The organism is Streptomyces pseudoechinosporeus, from assembly GCF_054783935.1.
In genome coordinates, this window is sequence record NZ_BAAGPS010000080.1 from 196,161 (window position 1) to 210,490 (window position 14,330).

Genomic DNA, 14,330 nt, shown 5'->3' on the forward strand with positions numbered 1-14,330 from the left:
CTCATGAGCCAGTCTCCCGCCGCTCCGATCGTCGAGCGGGTGGACGCCGACCACCGGTACGAGATTTCCGTCGACGGCCGGCGTGCCGGTCTGACCGCCTACCGCGACCGCGGTGAGCAACGTGTCTTCTTCCATACGGAGATCGACGACGCCTTCGCCGGTCAGGGCCTGGCCGCACCGTTGGTTCAGCGGGCACTCGAGGACGTGCGCGAGTCCGGGAAACGGATCGTGCCCGTCTGCCCTTACGTGGCCAAGTTCCTCAAGAGGCATGCCGAGTTCGCCGACATCACCGACCCCGTGACGCCCGACGTCCTGCGGTGGCTGGAGGCGGAACTCGGCTGACGGGATCCGCTGTCGGCGGAGCGGAATAGGGGAGCTCCGGGGTGCGTTGGAGGCGTATGGTTGATCCGTCAACCACGTGAATGAAAGGCTGAGGACGATGCAGTTCGGCATCTTCACCGTCGGTGATGTGACCACGGACCCGAGCACGGGCCGCACGCCGACCGAGCACGAGCGGATCAAGGCGATGGTCACCATCGCGCAGAAGGCCGAAGAGGTCGGGCTGGACGTCTTCGCGACCGGCGAGCACCACAACCCGCCGTTCGTGCCGTCCTCGCCGACGACGATGCTGGGCTGGATCGCCGCGCGGACCGAGAAGCTGATCCTCTCCACCGCGACCACGCTGATCACAACGAACGACCCGGTGAAGATCGCCGAGGACTATGCGATGCTGCAGCACCTGGCCGACGGTCGCGTGGACCTGGTGATGGGCCGCGGCAACACCGGCCCGGTCTATCCCTGGTTCGGGCAGGACATCCGTCAGGGCATCAACCTCGCCATCGAGAACTACGCCCTGCTGCACCGGCTGTGGCGCGAGGACGTCGTTGACTGGGAGGGGCGCTTCCGCACCCCGCTGCAGGGCTTCACCTCCACGCCGCGGCCCCTGGGCGACGTACCGCCGTTCGTCTGGCACGGCTCCATCCGTTCCCCGGAGATCGCCGAGCAGGCCGCGTACTACGGCGACGGCTTCTTCCACAACAACATCTTCTGGCCCAAGGAGCACACCAAGAAGCTGATCGATCTGTACCGGGAGCGGTACGCGTACTACGGCCACGGCAGCCCCGAGCAGGCCATCGTCGGCCTCGGCGGCCATGTCTACATGCGCCACAACTCCCAGGACGCCATCCGCGAGTTCCGCCCGTTCTTCGACCACTCACCGGTGATGGGCGGCGGGATATCCATGGAGGAGTACATGGAGCAGACCCCGCTGACCGTCGGCACTCCGGAGCAGGTCATCGAGAAGACGCTCACCTTCCGCGAGCACTTCGGCGACTACCAGCGCCAGCTGTTCATCGTGGACGGCGGCGGAGTCCCGCAGAAGGCCGTGCTGGAGCAGATCGACATGCTCGGCGAGGAGGTCGTACCGGTGCTGCGGAAGGAGTTCGCCAAGAACCGGCCGGCCGACGTGCCCGACGCGCCCACCCACGCCTCGCTGCTCGCCGCCCGCGACGCGGAGCGCGCGCCGACCGCCGAACCGGCGGCCTGAGACCCGTACGACCTGAGATCCGCACGACCCGAGACCGTACGAAAGGACCTGACGATGAAGCCCCTGAAGCTGGCGGTCGTGTCGGCGGGCCTGCGCCAGCCCTCCTCCACCAGGCTGCTCGCAGACCGGCTCACCGACGCCACCCGCGAGAGCCTGGCGGACGGCGGGCGCGAGGTGGACGTGCAGGTGGTCGAACTGCGCGACCTGGCCACGGACATCGCCCACAACCTGGTCAACGGCTTCCCGGGGCCTGCCCTGCGGGAGGCGCTGGAGGCCGTCACGGAAGCCGACGGCGTCATCGCGGTCACGCCGGTGTTCTCGGCCTCGTACAGCGGGCTGTTCAAGTCGTTCTTCGACGTGCTGGACGAAGGCGCTCTCACCGGCAAGCCGGTGCTGATCGCCGCCACGGGCGGCAGCTCCCGGCATTCGCTCGTCCTCGAGCACGCGTTGCGTCCGCTCTTCGCCTACCTGCGCACGATCGTCGTACCCACTGCCGTGTACGGGGCGTCCGAGGACTGGGGAACGGCCGGGGACGGGCGTACCGGCGGTCTCGCCTCCCGGATCGGCCGGGCCGGTGGCGAGCTGGCAGGGCTCATGGGCGGCCGCCGGGCCGTTGCGGAGCACACAGAGACCTTCGTGCCCTTCGAGCAGCAGTTGGCCGCACTCCGGTCGGCATGAGGGGAGCTGCCGCGCACGCGGCAGCCGGGAAAGGACCACTGATGAGCGACAACTTCAACGGCACCTGGGCGAACGGCGGCGTCGCGCCCGACCGCTGGGCCAGCGCCCTGCACCTGTTCGACAACGGCGCCGGCGTGCCGCACGAGGAGACCACCGCCGAACGCTGGGAGCGGGCCCAGTTGCTGTTCGAGGCCAGGGACTACATCGGCGCCGCGCGGCTGCTGGCCGTCGTCGTCGAGGAGGTCCCGGAGCAGACCGGCCCCCGGCTGCTGCTGGCCCGCGCCTACTACCACTCCGCACAACTGCGGCGCGCCGAGGAGCAGTTGCGTGTGATCGTCGACCGCGATCCGGTGGAGCACTACGCCCACCTGATGTTGGGCCGCACCCTGCAACGCCAGGGACGGCACGGGGAGGCGGAGCCCTGGATGCGCATGGCCGCCGCGTTCGCGGGCGAGTTTCCGGATGACGACTGACATGATCCAGGCCGGCAGCGTGCCCAGCACGACCGGTGCCACGATCGCCGAGCCGGGCCTCGACTGGGCATCCCCAGTGGGGGATGGGCAGGGTTTCCCCGCGGCGCGGATCAAGGCGCGCCTGCGTCGGGGACGGGCTGGTCAGGCAGTGGCCTTTCTGACCAGCTCCCGTACTGTGGGGGCCACTTCTTCGCCGAACTGCTGGATCGCGGTGGGGTCGTCGCCGCCCAGGATGTAGCCGGAGACGCCGTGTTCGAGGGTGACCTCGGCGAGCTGTTCGGCCCACTGCGTGAGCGGCCCGCTGAGGGCTCCGGAGCCGCCGGATGGGGAAGGGGTGCCGATGTTGAGCAGTCGGCGCACGGACGCGGGGTCACGCCCCGCCGCTTCGGCGCCTTCGTCGACGTGACGGCCGGCGCGGGCGAGGCCGGCGAGCCCGCCTTCGAAGGCGCTGAGGCTGGGCAGCCATCCGTCAGCGATGCGGCCGACCAGCCGGAGGAGCCGTGGCCGGTACGCGCCGACCCAGATGCCGATGTCGTGGGCGGGTGCGGGGCCTCGCTTGGCGCCCGCGACGTGGTAGTGGGTGCCGTCCATGCGCACTCCGCCACGCGTTTCGGTGTCCCAGATCTCACGGATGATCGTGATGGCCTCTTCGAGGGCGTCGACGGACTCGCCGGGTGCCAGCCGCCGGCCGCCGATCGCTTCGATGGCGTCCCAGAATGCGCCCGCTCCCAAGGCCAGTTCGACGCGCCCGCCGCTGAGCAGGTCCAGTGTCGCGGCACTGCGGGCGATCACCACGGGCTGGCGCATCGGCAGGTTCATCACGTTGGGCGCCAGCTTGATACGGCTCGTCGCCGCGGCGAGGTACGAGATCAATGTCCAGGAGTCGAGCAGCCGAGGCTGGTAGGGGTGGTCCTGGAACGTGGCGATGTCGAGCCCGGCCCGCTCGGAGAGCCGGGTGAGTGCCACGACCTGTTCGGCCTGATCGGCACTCGGCGTGATGAAGCTTCCGAAGAGCAACTCGTGCCGCTGCGTGGTCATGTCTCTGCGCTCCCTCCGGCCCAGGCCGTGGACTGGCTCTGAACCCGAGAGAGACATTAGTTGATGTGACAACTTTTGGGAAGGGGTACCTGTGTGGGGCGACAGGAAGCGTGACGAGCGACTGAGCGTCCCCACCATGCTCATCGACCACAGGTCGACCTCCACGGTGGGTGTGTCCATCCGGGTGAACGAGGTCCGGAGCGATGTCCACCGCCGCGGGCAGGATCAGCCCGAGTGCGGCGAGAACCTCCAGGATGCCGATCGTCTTGATCAGCCCGGGCGGGAAGTCCTCGGCCCAGCCCATGGAGGGGGAGCCGATGTACAGGGAGACGTGCCCTTCGTCGACAAGCGCACCCCGGAGTTCACCGGGGACTGACCGAGAACGCCAAAGGGGACGCCGTCCGGGGGAGGACGGCGTCCCCTTTGGCGTTCAGTCGGCCTTCGGCCCGACTTCCCGACCTGTCAGAAGCTGGTCCTCGACCTGCCGGAAATCGGACGGCGAGCGCTCCGGCGAGGCGATGCTGCCGAGCCATCCGAGCAGGAACGCCACGGGCACCGAGACCAGGCCAGGGGTCTGGAACGGATACAGATCGAAGCTCGCGTCCGGCCACAGCGCGAACTCACTGCCCGAGACGGTGGGCGAGAGGATCGTCAGGGCCACGCTGAGCAGCAGTCCGCCGTAGACCGACCACAGCAGGCCGGTGCGATTGAACCTGTGCCAGAAGAAGGAGTAGATCAGCGCGGGGAAGATGCACGATGCCGCGACGCTCATCGAGAAGGTGGCGAGGAACTCGGCCGGATAGTGGTGCGTGGCGGCGGTCAGCGACAGGCCCACGGTGCACACCAGGACGGCCGCCACGCGCAGTGCCCGCACTTCTCCGCTGTCGGTACGAGGCCGCCTGCCGCGCGCGAACACGTCGTGCGCGAAGGAGACCGCGGCGGCGAAGGTCACGCTGGTCACCGTCGTGAGGACGGCGGCGAACACGACACAGGCCATCAGGGTGATGAGCGCGACGCGCGCCGAACCGTCACCCAGGACGCCCGAGGCCAGCAGGATCGGGGACGACTGGCCCGTGACGTCGAAGGCACCGATCTGGGCACCGCCCACCACGGCCGCTGCCGCGAAACCCGTCATGACCACGAGGAGGACGAAGATCCCGACCAGTCCCGTGGCGATGCTCATGGACCGCCGCGCCGAGCGGCCGGTCCGGGAGGCGCTGACGCGCAGGATCAGATGGGGCATCACGGCCGTACCGAGGATGACGACGATGTGGTTGCCAAAGGTGTTGAGCGATCCGAGGCTCGCCGTGTACGGCCACATGCCGGGGCTCAGGTAGTCGTCCGGTGCCACGCTCTTCGCGACGGCGGCCGAGAGGAGGTCCCCGGGGTCCCACGAGAACTTCCTGAGGGCCAGCACCGTGACCACCGCGAGGGTCACCAGGGTGAGCGGCACCTTGAGGGCATGCATGAGGCTGGTGCCCTTCAGGCCCGCCACCGCGGCGAAGCACGCGACGAGACAGCCCACCAGGACAGTGCAGATGATCTGGGCCCCCTCGGTCGATATGCCGATCAGAAGGGCCGCGCTGATGCCGGCGGCGCGGAGCTGGAGCATCACGATGGGAACGGTGACGGCCAGCGTCACCAGGGCCGCGGCGATGCGTGGCCCCGGCCCCGAAGCACGCAGGGAGAACAGACCGCCGAGCGTGTAACGGCCGCTGTTGCGTATCTTCTGCGCCAGGACCAGAAGGACGCCCAGCGTGATGAGACTGTCGATGGCGAAGGTGAACCCGTCGTAGCCGAACAGGGCGACCACCCCGGAAGCCGCCAATAGGGTGAGGACCGAGATCTGCTCGCCCGCCATGGCGAACCCGTTGAGGACCGGGGAGAGGGACCGGTCGGCCAGGTAGAGCCTCTCCGGGTGGTCCTCCTCCGCTGCGGCGAGGGTGAAGAGCCACAGCAGAGACACGCCGATGAAGATCAGGAAGGCGAGGATCACGGGGCGTCTGGCATCCGATCCGATGGGATCGAGGACGCCTGAGCTCAAGAGGTGCAGGGTCATCGCGCCAGTGACTCCTCAAGGGGATCGCCCGACCGCGTGGACCGCGTCTCGTACAACCAGGCGCTGGCGACGAACAGGCCGCACTGCAGGACGCCCCACACCAGGCCCAGGGTCAGCGGCCCGTGCACGGAGACCGCGGGGACGTCCGTGAAGCAGGAGAGCGCGATGCCGGTCGTGAAGGGGACGGCGTTGACGACGACGAAGGCGCGCTGGGCGCGATGCGTGGTTTCGCTCAGGGCTTCGGCGCGTTGGCGTTGGAGCGCATCGGCTGAAGGGGTCGGCGCCGGTGGGCGACCGGGTGGAGTCGGGGAAAAGTGAGGGTGCACGGAACCTCCGGGCGGTGAGGGTGGATGACCGCGCCGCGGCCGGCAGGGGACTGGGCGACGCGTGCATAGGCGGCGTCCACCACAGGGTGGAACGCGGCGATGCGGAGAAGAGGCCGGGCACGAATGGCCCAGCCTGTTGTGGTCACGAGGATCGGGGATGATTGATGACCTGTCAACTGCCTGTGATGCGTATGTGACAACCCTGTGGCGTCCGTCAACCCGCCGATTCCTCGGGCCCGTTGGGTACAGACCCCCGGACTGTGCAGGTCAGCCGTGCCGAGCAGATCCGGCGGTTGTCCTCGTCGGTGATGGCGATGTCGTAGGTGGCGCTGCTGCGTCCCCGGTGCAGGGCGGTGGCGACGCCGGTGACGAGGCCGGAGCGGGCGGAGCGGTGGTGGGTGGCGTTGAGATCGATGCCGACGGCGAACCGGCCGGGGCCGGCGTGGAGTATGGCCCCGCAGCCGCCGAGGGACTCGGCGAGGACGGCGGAGGCGCCGCCATGGAGGAGGCCGTATACCTGGGTGTTGCCTTCGACGGGCATCGTGCCGACGACGCGTTCGGGGGAGGCTTCGGTGAGCTGGATGCCCATGCGGGTGCCGAGGTGGGGGGTGGCGAAGAGGGAGGGGAGGTCGACGCCCGACTCGGCCCACTCCTTGAGGATCTCGGCGGGGAAGCGGATGGCGCGGTGATCGCCCATGATGTGCTGGGGCTCCCATCGTGTGCTGGTCAGTCGGTCGTGATGGTGAACGGGAAGGCGAAGGCCCCGAGCACCTTGGCCGCGGCGTCGACGTCGGCACCGGCGGGCAGGGTCGCGATCACGTTCTGCGGCAGGTCCGGATCCGGGTGCCTGCGTACGACGGCGTCCGCGAACCCCGCGTCGCGCAGTGCGGCGGTGAGTGCCGCCTCGGTCTCGCGGCGGCCGAGGGCGGGCTTGAACAGCTTGCCGACCGCGGTCATCGGCATGCTGTCGATGATGTGCAGGGCCTTGGGCCGGGCGGCGCGCTCCGCGATGCGCTCGTCCAGATAGGCCAGCAGGTCCTTCTCGTCCGCGGTGGCGCCGTCCTTGAGCTGGACGTAGACCACCGGCAGTTCGCCCACCCGCGGATCCGGCCGGCCGACGGCCGCCGCGTACTGCACGTCCGGGTGGGCGTACAGCGGTGTCTCGATCACCGAGGGGTCGATGTTGTGTCCGCCGCGGATGATGAGTTCCTTCTTCCGCCCGGTCAGCCAGAAGTAGCCGTCGGCGTCCTGGCGTCCGAGGTCGCCCGTGTTGAGCCACCGGTCACCGTCGCCCGTGTCGACCCACAGGTTCGCGTTCTGCGCGGCCACGCGGTACCCGGCGAACACGTTGGGCCCGCTGATCACCAGCGCCCCGGTCTCCTCGGCCGCGCAGTCGCGCACATACGCACCGGCGTCGTCGAGCACGACCGCCTTCATCCTCTGAAACGGGATCCGCAGACCGATCGAGCCCGTCCGCCGTTCCCCGAGCGGGGGGTTGACCGAGGACACACAGGTCCCCTCGGTCAGTCCGTAACCCTCGAGGATCTTCACGCCCGTGGAACTCTCGAACCGGCGCATCAACTCCACGGGGAGCGGGGCCGCTCCGCAGATGCCGTACTCCAGAGAGCTGAGGTCGTACCCGTCCGTGGGGTGCTCCAACAGGGCGGCATAGATGGTCGGGACGCCGGAGAAGAAGTGGATGCGGTGGTGCTGGACGATGTCCCAGAAGGCCGCGAAGAGCCCGTCGGCCCGGTAGCCCTGTGGCGTTCCGAGGACGACGTGCGCGCCCTGCGAGAAGGGGACGAGACCGGTCATGAGGACGGCGTTGACATGGAACATCGGCAGGCCGCAGAAGATGTTCTTGCCTTCGCCGACGAGGCCGGAGAGCAGGTACGACGTGCTGAGGGCGTCGGAGACCTCGTTGCGGTGGGTGCGCATCGCGATCTTGGGCAGGCCGGTGGTCCCGCCGGTGCCGAAGTACGACGAGAAGTCGTCCGGGGCGATGACCCGGCCGCTGACCAGGTGATCCTTCGGTTGCCCCGCCCGCAGGGCCGCGAAATCGTGTACGGCGATACCGGACAGCACCGGCCGGGCGTCCGTCGACGAAGCCGACACCGGTCCGGGTGCGTGCTCGGCCAGGTCGATCAGGACGACATGCCGCACGGAATCGACGCTCTCGACGGCCCGGGCGACCTTCTCCCAGGTGTCGGTTCCCGGGAACGGCGCCAGCGTGACCACGATCGCGGCGCCCGCCGCCCGGAGCAGGTCGGCGATGGCCTCGGACTCCAGGAACGGGTTGACGGAGAACACGATGCCGGCCGCCTGGCCGCCCCAGATGACGAAGTGCGTCTCGGGGAGGTTGGGCAGGATGTAGGCGATGACGGTTTTCTCGTCGGCGCCGAGGGAGTGGAAGGCGTTGGCGGCGCGGTTGATCTCACCGAGCAGTTGTTGATACGTCCAGGTCTCGGGCGTCCGGTGCCGGTCGGCGGTGAGGAAGAAACTGAGGGCGGGCGCCGAGGGGGTCCGGTCGGCGGTGCGCTGGATCGCCTCGTACGTGCTGACCGGCACGTCCTGCGGCCAGCCCCGCGCCTCGATCGCCTCCACGTCGGCCAGGGTTGCCACGCCCTGCGGCTGCGCGGTCACGAGAGGACTCCGTCTACGACGCGATTGCGCTGCACACCGAGGTCGACAGGGCTGTCCCGGCTGGTGATGCTCGCCTCGACGACGTCGCCGGGTTGCAGATACGGCCGACTGGCCTGCGATTTTCCGACCAGCTCCCATCGTTTTGCCGCCGGCAGCAGGCCGAGCAACTTGACTACCTCGGGACTCGGGACTTTCAGCGCGCACCCGGCCGGGGTGCCGGCCGCCAGCAGATCGCCCGCGGCGAAGTCCTGCACTGCGGAGAGCTCGGTGAGCGTCTCGGCCGGCTTGAACACCAGGTTGGCGGTGGTTTCCCGCTGGCGCACGACGCCGTTGACGCTGAGCCGGAGCCGCAGATCGCCGAGCACACCGATCTCGTCGGGGTCGAGTAGCACGAGGTAGGGCCCGACCGGGCCGAAGGTGCGGAAGCTCTTGCCCTTGTAGAACTGCGTCTGGGGCAGCTGCACATCGCGCGCCGAGTAGTCGTTGACGATCACCACGCCCGCGACGAACTCGTGCAGGTTGGCCTCGGTGACCCGCTGGGGCGAGGTGACGGCCCGGCGCAGCACCAGGCCGAGCTCGATCTCGTAGTCCAGCAGCCTGACGTGCGCGGGCCGGATGATGTAGGTGTCCGCCGGCGCGATGCTGCTGCGTGCCTTGGTGAAGATCATGTTGAAGGTCTTGTCGTCGTGGTTCATGCCCGACTCGACCATGTGCTGCCGGTAGTTGGCGCCCTGGCAGACGAACTGCTGGTTGCGGGTCACCGGCGACAGCAGCTGGACGTCGTTGACGTCGACCATCTCGCCGTCCAGCGCGGCCAGTTCGCCGGTGGTCGTGCCCTCGACGAGCTCGCCCGTCGTCCCGAACTCGCCGGGAACCGGGGTGATCTTGTCGCCGCGGAGGACACCCCAGCGCGCTGGGCCGTCGGCGGCGTAGCGCACCACGGTGGTTGCCATGTCTTCCCACTCTCAGTTCATCGGGTACGGGATGCGGAGATCAGGCGTGCCATCGACCGGAGCTTGCCGACCGACACGTCGGGGGTGTGGCGCAGGTGGTGCCAGGCCACGCGCGCCGTCCTGAGGCTGGCCTTGGGCCTGACCATGGAGACCGGGAACTGCGGGCCCCACTGGACGAAGTCGCCCACGGCATCGGCGTCGGTGACCTCGTAGGCGCTGTGGTTGTACTCGGGCCACAGGCCCTGGGCCGCGGCGATGCTGTGGTGGTCGGCCGGGGTGTCGCCGAGGTCCAGCCGCATGAAGGCGACAAGGGGGGAGCCGTCCGGCAGGAGCTGCGCATCGCTGGGGATCAGCCCGAAGTGCTCGGTGTACCAGCCCACCGTCTTCTGGTAGTCGGCGAAGTCGAGCACGACATGGCCGAGTTCGATGATGCGCGGCGGTTCCATCGCGGGCCGCTGACCGGCGTTGACGCGGTCGCTGCCCACCGACGTTCAACGTCATCGGCGCACGGTCCGGGAGCGGCTCGACATTCGCCTGGTTCCACACCGCCTCGACGGTGAATCCCGAGGGGTCCGTGAGCACCACCTGCTCGCCGCCGCAGGGCAGCGTCACCTCACTGATGGGTGACGCCCCTAGGAGCTTGCTGAGCGCTTCCAGCTCGGCGCGGCCGCCGACGAGGTGACCGAGCCCGACGAAGCGCTCCTCGCGGGCCCGGTGGACCCGGTAGCAGTACGGTGACTCGTCCGCGGCAGGGGTCAGGATCCGTTCCCGGCCGCGCTCCACGACGGTGAGACCGAAGTCGCGGAGGAAGGTCTCCGCCCGGTCCAGGGCGGGCCGGTGGAAGATCAGATGCGCGAGCTTGATCGCTTTGGCGGTGGGGTTGGGATGGCGCGCAGGCTGCGGAGTCGTCTGACGCACGGCGAGCCTCCTCGTCTCTGTGCTTGTCGGGTGTGGCTCAGCCTTCCGGCGGAGCGGGCAGATCCATGGCGGCGAGGCGCTGCGCCTCGTCCGGTGCGATGCCGAGGGCTCGCAGGATCAACTCGGCGGCCGTGCTGCCGGCTTCGCGCCAGCCCTGGTGGCCGTCGAGGACCATCCACATCGCGCTGACCGTCGTACCGCTGATGAATCCGGCCACACTCAGTACCTTCGTCTCCGTGATGTCGTAGCGCCCCGAGGCGATGCCCTCGGCGAGGTCCTTCATGGGCGGGCCGCTCAGCAGCGTCCGCAGATGTTCGTCGGTGAGGGCGTAGCGGACCAGGAACCTGCCGATCGCCGGATCCTCGTGGGAGAGCCGGACGAACAGCCGCAACCCGGTGGCGAGTCGGGCCGCCGGGTCGGTGTTCGCGGTGCCGGCGACGACCGCGGCGACCTTGGCGTGCAGCTCGCGGGTCATGTTCTCGACCACGGTCGTGAACAGTTGCTCGATCGAGTCGACCTTCTGGTAGAGCGTGCCGCGCGCGACCTGTGCCTCGGATGCCAGCTCGCTCATCGTGAGGTCGGGCTTGTCCCGCTCGGCGAACAACCGGATGGCCGCTGCCGTGATCCTCTTCTCGGTCGCGCTCACAGGTCGTGGCCTCCCTGTCGTGGCAGTGCGTGGATCGCACACACGTGATCTCTTTGATCATGAGTGCCTTGCAGTTAACACTCTTGACTCGGATTGAACATGAGTGTTCACTCTGCGGTCAAGCGCAGAGCGAGGCGGCGCCACCATGACTCGCAGAGCCGCGCACATGGCGGAAACCCCCAGGCAGAACCCCTCTGACGAGCCGGTCGGGCGCGTTCCCGTGCTCATCGCCGGAGGCGGACCGGTCGGTCTCGCCCTGGCCCTCGAACTCGAGCACCACGGCGTGGAGGCGCTCCTGATCGAACGCAATCCCACGACGACCCGGCACCCGAAGATGGACATCACCAACGCGCGCACGATGGAGCTGTTCCGTCGGCTGGGAGTGGCCGGTCTCCTGCGGAAGGTCGCCGTTCCCGCCGATCACCGGATGGCCGTCAGCTGGGTGACGAAGCTGACGGGCTGGGAGCTGCACCGCTTCACCTACCCGTCCGTGGACGAGCAGTTCGCGCAGATCCGCTCTCGCAACGACGGGACACTCCCGCTCGAAGCGACGATGCGGGTCTCCCAGATCCTCCTCGAACCGGCACTCAAGGAGCACCTGGAGACCCATGCCCGACACGTCAATGTCCGGTACGGGTGGGGTCTTGAGTCGTTCATGCAGGACGACACGGGAGTGGACGCCGTCATCCAGTGCACAGAGACGGGCGAGCCCCGGCGCGAGCGTGCCTCGTATCTCGCCGGGTGCGACGGTGCCGGCAGTACGGCCCGCCGTGGGCTGGACATCGGGCTCGACCGCACTGGTCTGCGTCGGCTCGTCGTCAGGGAGTTGGGTCTGCGGAAGGTCGCCGCCATGGGCGGGTAACCCCGGCTCTTGTGCTCGCAGCGATAGTTGGCCGATCGCAGCGCTACTTGGCCGCAAAGGCGCCCTGGCATTGTCCTGGACGTCGAAGCCGGAGGCCTCTCCTGCTGGTCAGGCGTGGGGCGGGGCCGATAGTGGCCTGGGGCCGCAGCACCGTCGTCTGCCCCCTCCGACTCCACGCCGTGACCGCCAAAGCCGCCGTGGTCGTCGGACTGATCCTGGCCCTCTTCCTGCCCCGGCAGTGCCCGAGGTTCTGGACCGAGGCGGCGGGCTGAGCCCCGATCCGCATGGCGGCTCCGGATCCGTCGTGCGGTCCCTCAGTCGAGTTGTGCTGCGGCCCGCGTGAGGTTGTCCTCGATCCGGCCCAGGGCCTCGAGAGCCTCGGCCTGTTCCTTGGGGGTCAGGTCGTTGACGGTGCTGGCCTCGAGATCGAGCCACGCGCGCTCCACCTCTTGCCGCAGGGCGTTGCTGGCGGCCGTGGGTTCGACGATGGTGGCCCGCTTGTCGCTGGGGGAGGGGCGGCGGCGTACGAAGCCCGCGTTCTCCAGGCGTTGAACGGTGCGGGTCATGGTGGCGGCGTCGGAGCCGAGCAGGCGGACGAGGTCGGTCTGGCGCTGCGGGCCGCGGTCCCACAGCTGCATCATGACCAGTTCCTGGCCGGGGTGGAGGCCGACGCGGCGCAGTAGCTGCCCGGCGAGCATCCGGTGCACGCGGGCCACGCGGAGGATCGCGTGACTGAGGGGACCGGCCGCGACGGAAGGTGGCAGCGGCAAGGGGCCGTCCGCGGACGGCGTCGTCCGGGCTGCGGTCGAGCGACTTGCGTCCGCTCTCTCCGGCTGGGTCATTTCTTCCTCGCTGGGCGGTGTGGGAACTTGCTTGAACAAGTAGACGCTACCGCCCTGCTGGGTCTCAACAGCTGCAGCAAGAGCCCTGCTTTCGCCCTACCTTGCTGTGCGAAAACGGTCGAGGTGACGTGGATCACTGGTGCGAGGGGATGGCCCTGTGCGATTTACTTGTTCAGACAGTAAATGGCGCGATCGGCGCTGGTACGTCATGGGCTGCGGGAACCGTCGGCCCGCCTGTGAGACAAGGAAAATGATTCATGTCAACGGCATTCCAGTCCTACGACCTCAGTGGCAAGCAGCTGGCCAACCGCATCGTGATGGCTCCGATGACCCGCAGTCGCGCCTACGATGACGGGCAGTGCGTGACCGACCTGTCGGCCACCTACTACGCGCAGCGGGCGAGCGCCGGTCTGATCATCACGGAGGGCACCCAGCCGTCGGTGGTCGGCCAGGGCTACCCCGCCACCCCGGGCATTCACTCGGACGAGCAGGTCGAGGCCTGGCGCAAGGTGACTGACGCCGTGCACGCCGAGGGCGGTGTGATCTACCTGCAGCTGATGCACACCGGCCGGGTCGGTCACCCGAGCCTGATGGGCCTTCAGCCCGTCGGTCCGTCCGCCGTCACAGCCAAGGGGCAGGTCTACACGCAGAGCGGCCCGCAGGACTTCGTGGAGCCGAAGGAACTCACCGAGGCCGAGATCCTCGAGACGATCGCCGACTATGCCTCCTCCGCGCGCAACGCGATCGAGGCCGGCTTCGACGGCGTGGAGCTGCACGGTGCCAACGGCTACCTGATCCACCAGTTCCTCGCCCCGAACTCCAACCAGCGCACCGACGGCTGGGGCGGTTCGCCGCAGGCCCGCATCCGCTTCGCCGTCGAGGCCACCAAGGCCGTCGTCGAGGCCATCGGCGCGGACAAGGTCGGCTTCCGTCTCTCCCCCGGAAACCCCTTCAACGACATCGATGAGTCTGACCGAGTCGACGTGGAGGCGACCTACACCGCGCTGGTCGACGCGCTCGCCCCGCTCGGCCTGGCCTACCTGCACCAGATGGAGGCCCCCGAGTCCCGCGACCTGACCCTCCGCCTGCGCAAGCAGTTCCCGGGCACTTACATCCTCAACCCCTTCACCGCCCCGCGGCCCACGGGCCCGGAGGAGCTGCAGCTGCTCGAGGACGGCACCGCCGACCTGATCTCCTACGGCGCCCTGTTCCTGGCCAACCCCGACCTGCCCAAGCGTCTCGCCGTCGGCGGCCCGTTCAACAGCCCGGACCCGGCAACCTTCTACGGCGGTGACCACACCGGTTACACCGACTACCCGACCCACGGCTGATCCTCGGCCGTCAGG

15 protein-coding genes and 1 pseudogene are annotated in these 14,330 nt (G+C 68.9%); 6 read left to right on the forward strand and 10 right to left on the reverse strand.

All coding sequences use genetic code 11. The annotated features are described in order from the left end of the window. Positions 1-3 precede the first annotated feature (3 nt). The 4 genes from ACYVO6_RS44520 to ACYVO6_RS44535 all read left to right on the forward strand — a co-directional run bounded on the left by ACYVO6_RS44520 (position 4) and on the right by ACYVO6_RS44535 (position 2,697). Entirely contained in the window at positions 4-342 is a 339-nt protein-coding gene (locus tag ACYVO6_RS44520; RefSeq protein ID WP_461071854.1) for a GNAT family N-acetyltransferase, read from the forward strand. Between the two features lie 97 nt (positions 343-439). Beyond that, on the forward strand, positions 440-1,546 hold the full coding sequence (locus tag ACYVO6_RS44525; protein WP_461071856.1) for an LLM class flavin-dependent oxidoreductase: 1,107 nt from the start codon (positions 440-442) through the stop codon (positions 1,544-1,546). Between the two features lie 54 nt (positions 1,547-1,600). After that, positions 1,601-2,224 carry an FMN reductase gene (locus ACYVO6_RS44530; RefSeq protein ID WP_461071858.1) on the forward strand — a complete coding sequence of 208 codons (624 nt, stop codon included), beginning with the start codon at positions 1,601-1,603 and terminating at the stop codon, positions 2,222-2,224. A 41-nt stretch (positions 2,225-2,265) separates the two neighbouring features. Then, positions 2,266-2,697: a tetratricopeptide repeat protein gene (locus ACYVO6_RS44535; RefSeq protein ID WP_461071860.1), complete on the forward strand. Its 432-nt coding sequence runs from the start codon at positions 2,266-2,268 to the stop codon at positions 2,695-2,697. 141 nt (positions 2,698-2,838) lie between these two features. Here the strand turns inward: ACYVO6_RS44535 and ACYVO6_RS44540 are convergent, their stop codons facing one another. The 9 genes and pseudogenes from ACYVO6_RS44540 to ACYVO6_RS44580 form a co-directional block, all read right to left on the reverse strand. Further along, positions 2,839-3,735 (reverse strand): LLM class flavin-dependent oxidoreductase, encoded by an 897-nt coding sequence (locus ACYVO6_RS44540; RefSeq protein ID WP_461071862.1) that lies wholly within the window; start codon positions 3,733-3,735, stop codon positions 2,839-2,841. Between the two features lie 253 nt (positions 3,736-3,988). Continuing rightward, a pseudogene (locus ACYVO6_RS44545) lies at positions 3,989-4,039 on the reverse strand (hypothetical protein); the annotation flags it as partial. 126 nt (positions 4,040-4,165) lie between these two features. Continuing rightward, positions 4,166-5,794, reverse strand: a complete 1,629-nt coding sequence (locus ACYVO6_RS44550; protein WP_461071864.1) for a sodium/solute symporter — start codon at positions 5,792-5,794, stop codon at positions 4,166-4,168. After that, positions 5,791-6,120, reverse strand: coding sequence for a hypothetical protein (locus ACYVO6_RS44555; RefSeq protein WP_461071866.1), 330 nt, complete (start codon positions 6,118-6,120; stop codon positions 5,791-5,793). Before ACYVO6_RS44555 ends, ACYVO6_RS44550 begins: the two co-directional genes overlap by 4 nt. Positions 6,121-6,334: 214 nt before the next feature. Continuing rightward, positions 6,335-6,817 carry a PaaI family thioesterase gene (locus ACYVO6_RS44560; protein ID WP_461071868.1) on the reverse strand — a complete coding sequence of 161 codons (483 nt, stop codon included), beginning with the start codon at positions 6,815-6,817 and terminating at the stop codon, positions 6,335-6,337. Positions 6,818-6,846: 29 nt separating this feature from the next. After that, positions 6,847-8,763: an acyl-CoA synthetase gene (locus ACYVO6_RS44565; RefSeq protein WP_461071870.1), complete on the reverse strand. Its 1,917-nt coding sequence runs from the start codon at positions 8,761-8,763 to the stop codon at positions 6,847-6,849. Next, the gene (locus ACYVO6_RS44570; protein WP_461071872.1) at positions 8,760-9,716 is read right to left on the reverse strand and encodes a fumarylacetoacetate hydrolase family protein; all 957 of its coding nucleotides are present in this window, start codon (positions 9,714-9,716) and stop codon (positions 8,760-8,762) included. The genes ACYVO6_RS44565 and ACYVO6_RS44570 overlap by 4 nt, the downstream gene beginning before the upstream one ends. Positions 9,717-9,733: 17 nt before the next feature. Then, positions 9,734-10,201: a VOC family protein gene (locus ACYVO6_RS44575; RefSeq protein ID WP_461071874.1), complete on the reverse strand. Its 468-nt coding sequence runs from the start codon at positions 10,199-10,201 to the stop codon at positions 9,734-9,736. Positions 10,202-10,671: 470 nt separating this feature from the next. Continuing rightward, positions 10,672-11,280: a TetR family transcriptional regulator gene (locus tag ACYVO6_RS44580; protein ID WP_461071876.1), complete on the reverse strand. Its 609-nt coding sequence runs from the start codon at positions 11,278-11,280 to the stop codon at positions 10,672-10,674. A gap of 145 nt (positions 11,281-11,425) precedes the next feature. Between ACYVO6_RS44580 and ACYVO6_RS44585 the strand changes: the two genes are divergently transcribed. Next, a complete protein-coding gene (locus ACYVO6_RS44585) occupies positions 11,426-12,142 on the forward strand; it encodes an FAD-dependent monooxygenase (RefSeq protein ID WP_461071878.1) in 717 nt (238 codons plus the stop codon). Between the two features lie 314 nt (positions 12,143-12,456). Here ACYVO6_RS44585 and ACYVO6_RS44590 read toward each other — a convergent pair whose 3' ends face one another. Beyond that, the gene (locus ACYVO6_RS44590; RefSeq protein ID WP_461071880.1) at positions 12,457-12,984 is read right to left on the reverse strand and encodes a MarR family winged helix-turn-helix transcriptional regulator; all 528 of its coding nucleotides are present in this window, start codon (positions 12,982-12,984) and stop codon (positions 12,457-12,459) included. A gap of 257 nt (positions 12,985-13,241) precedes the next feature. Between ACYVO6_RS44590 and ACYVO6_RS44595 the strand changes: the two genes are divergently transcribed. Further along, positions 13,242-14,315: an alkene reductase gene (locus tag ACYVO6_RS44595; RefSeq protein ID WP_461071882.1), complete on the forward strand. Its 1,074-nt coding sequence runs from the start codon at positions 13,242-13,244 to the stop codon at positions 14,313-14,315. The last annotated feature ends 15 nt before the right edge of the window (positions 14,316-14,330 follow it).

Coding starts and splice junctions, on each gene's coding strand:
- ACYVO6_RS44590 (WP_461071880.1), bottom strand. CDS start 12,984: ATGACCCAGCCGGAGAGAGCGGACGCAAGTCGCTCGACCGCAGCCCGG.
- ACYVO6_RS44585 (WP_461071878.1), top strand. CDS start 11,426: ATGACTCGCAGAGCCGCGCACATGGCGGAAACCCCCAGGCAGAACCCC.
- ACYVO6_RS44550 (WP_461071864.1), bottom strand. CDS start 5,794: ATGACCCTGCACCTCTTGAGCTCAGGCGTCCTCGATCCCATCGGATCG.
- ACYVO6_RS44525 (WP_461071856.1), top strand. CDS start 440: ATGCAGTTCGGCATCTTCACCGTCGGTGATGTGACCACGGACCCGAGC.
- ACYVO6_RS44520 (WP_461071854.1), top strand. CDS start 4: ATGAGCCAGTCTCCCGCCGCTCCGATCGTCGAGCGGGTGGACGCCGAC.
- ACYVO6_RS44530 (WP_461071858.1), top strand. CDS start 1,601: ATGAAGCCCCTGAAGCTGGCGGTCGTGTCGGCGGGCCTGCGCCAGCCC.
- ACYVO6_RS44535 (WP_461071860.1), top strand. CDS start 2,266: ATGAGCGACAACTTCAACGGCACCTGGGCGAACGGCGGCGTCGCGCCC.
- ACYVO6_RS44560 (WP_461071868.1), bottom strand. CDS start 6,817: ATGGGCGATCACCGCGCCATCCGCTTCCCCGCCGAGATCCTCAAGGAG.
- ACYVO6_RS44570 (WP_461071872.1), bottom strand. CDS start 9,716: ATGGCAACCACCGTGGTGCGCTACGCCGCCGACGGCCCAGCGCGCTGG.
- ACYVO6_RS44595 (WP_461071882.1), top strand. CDS start 13,242: ATGTCAACGGCATTCCAGTCCTACGACCTCAGTGGCAAGCAGCTGGCC.
- ACYVO6_RS44540 (WP_461071862.1), bottom strand. CDS start 3,735: ATGACCACGCAGCGGCACGAGTTGCTCTTCGGAAGCTTCATCACGCCG.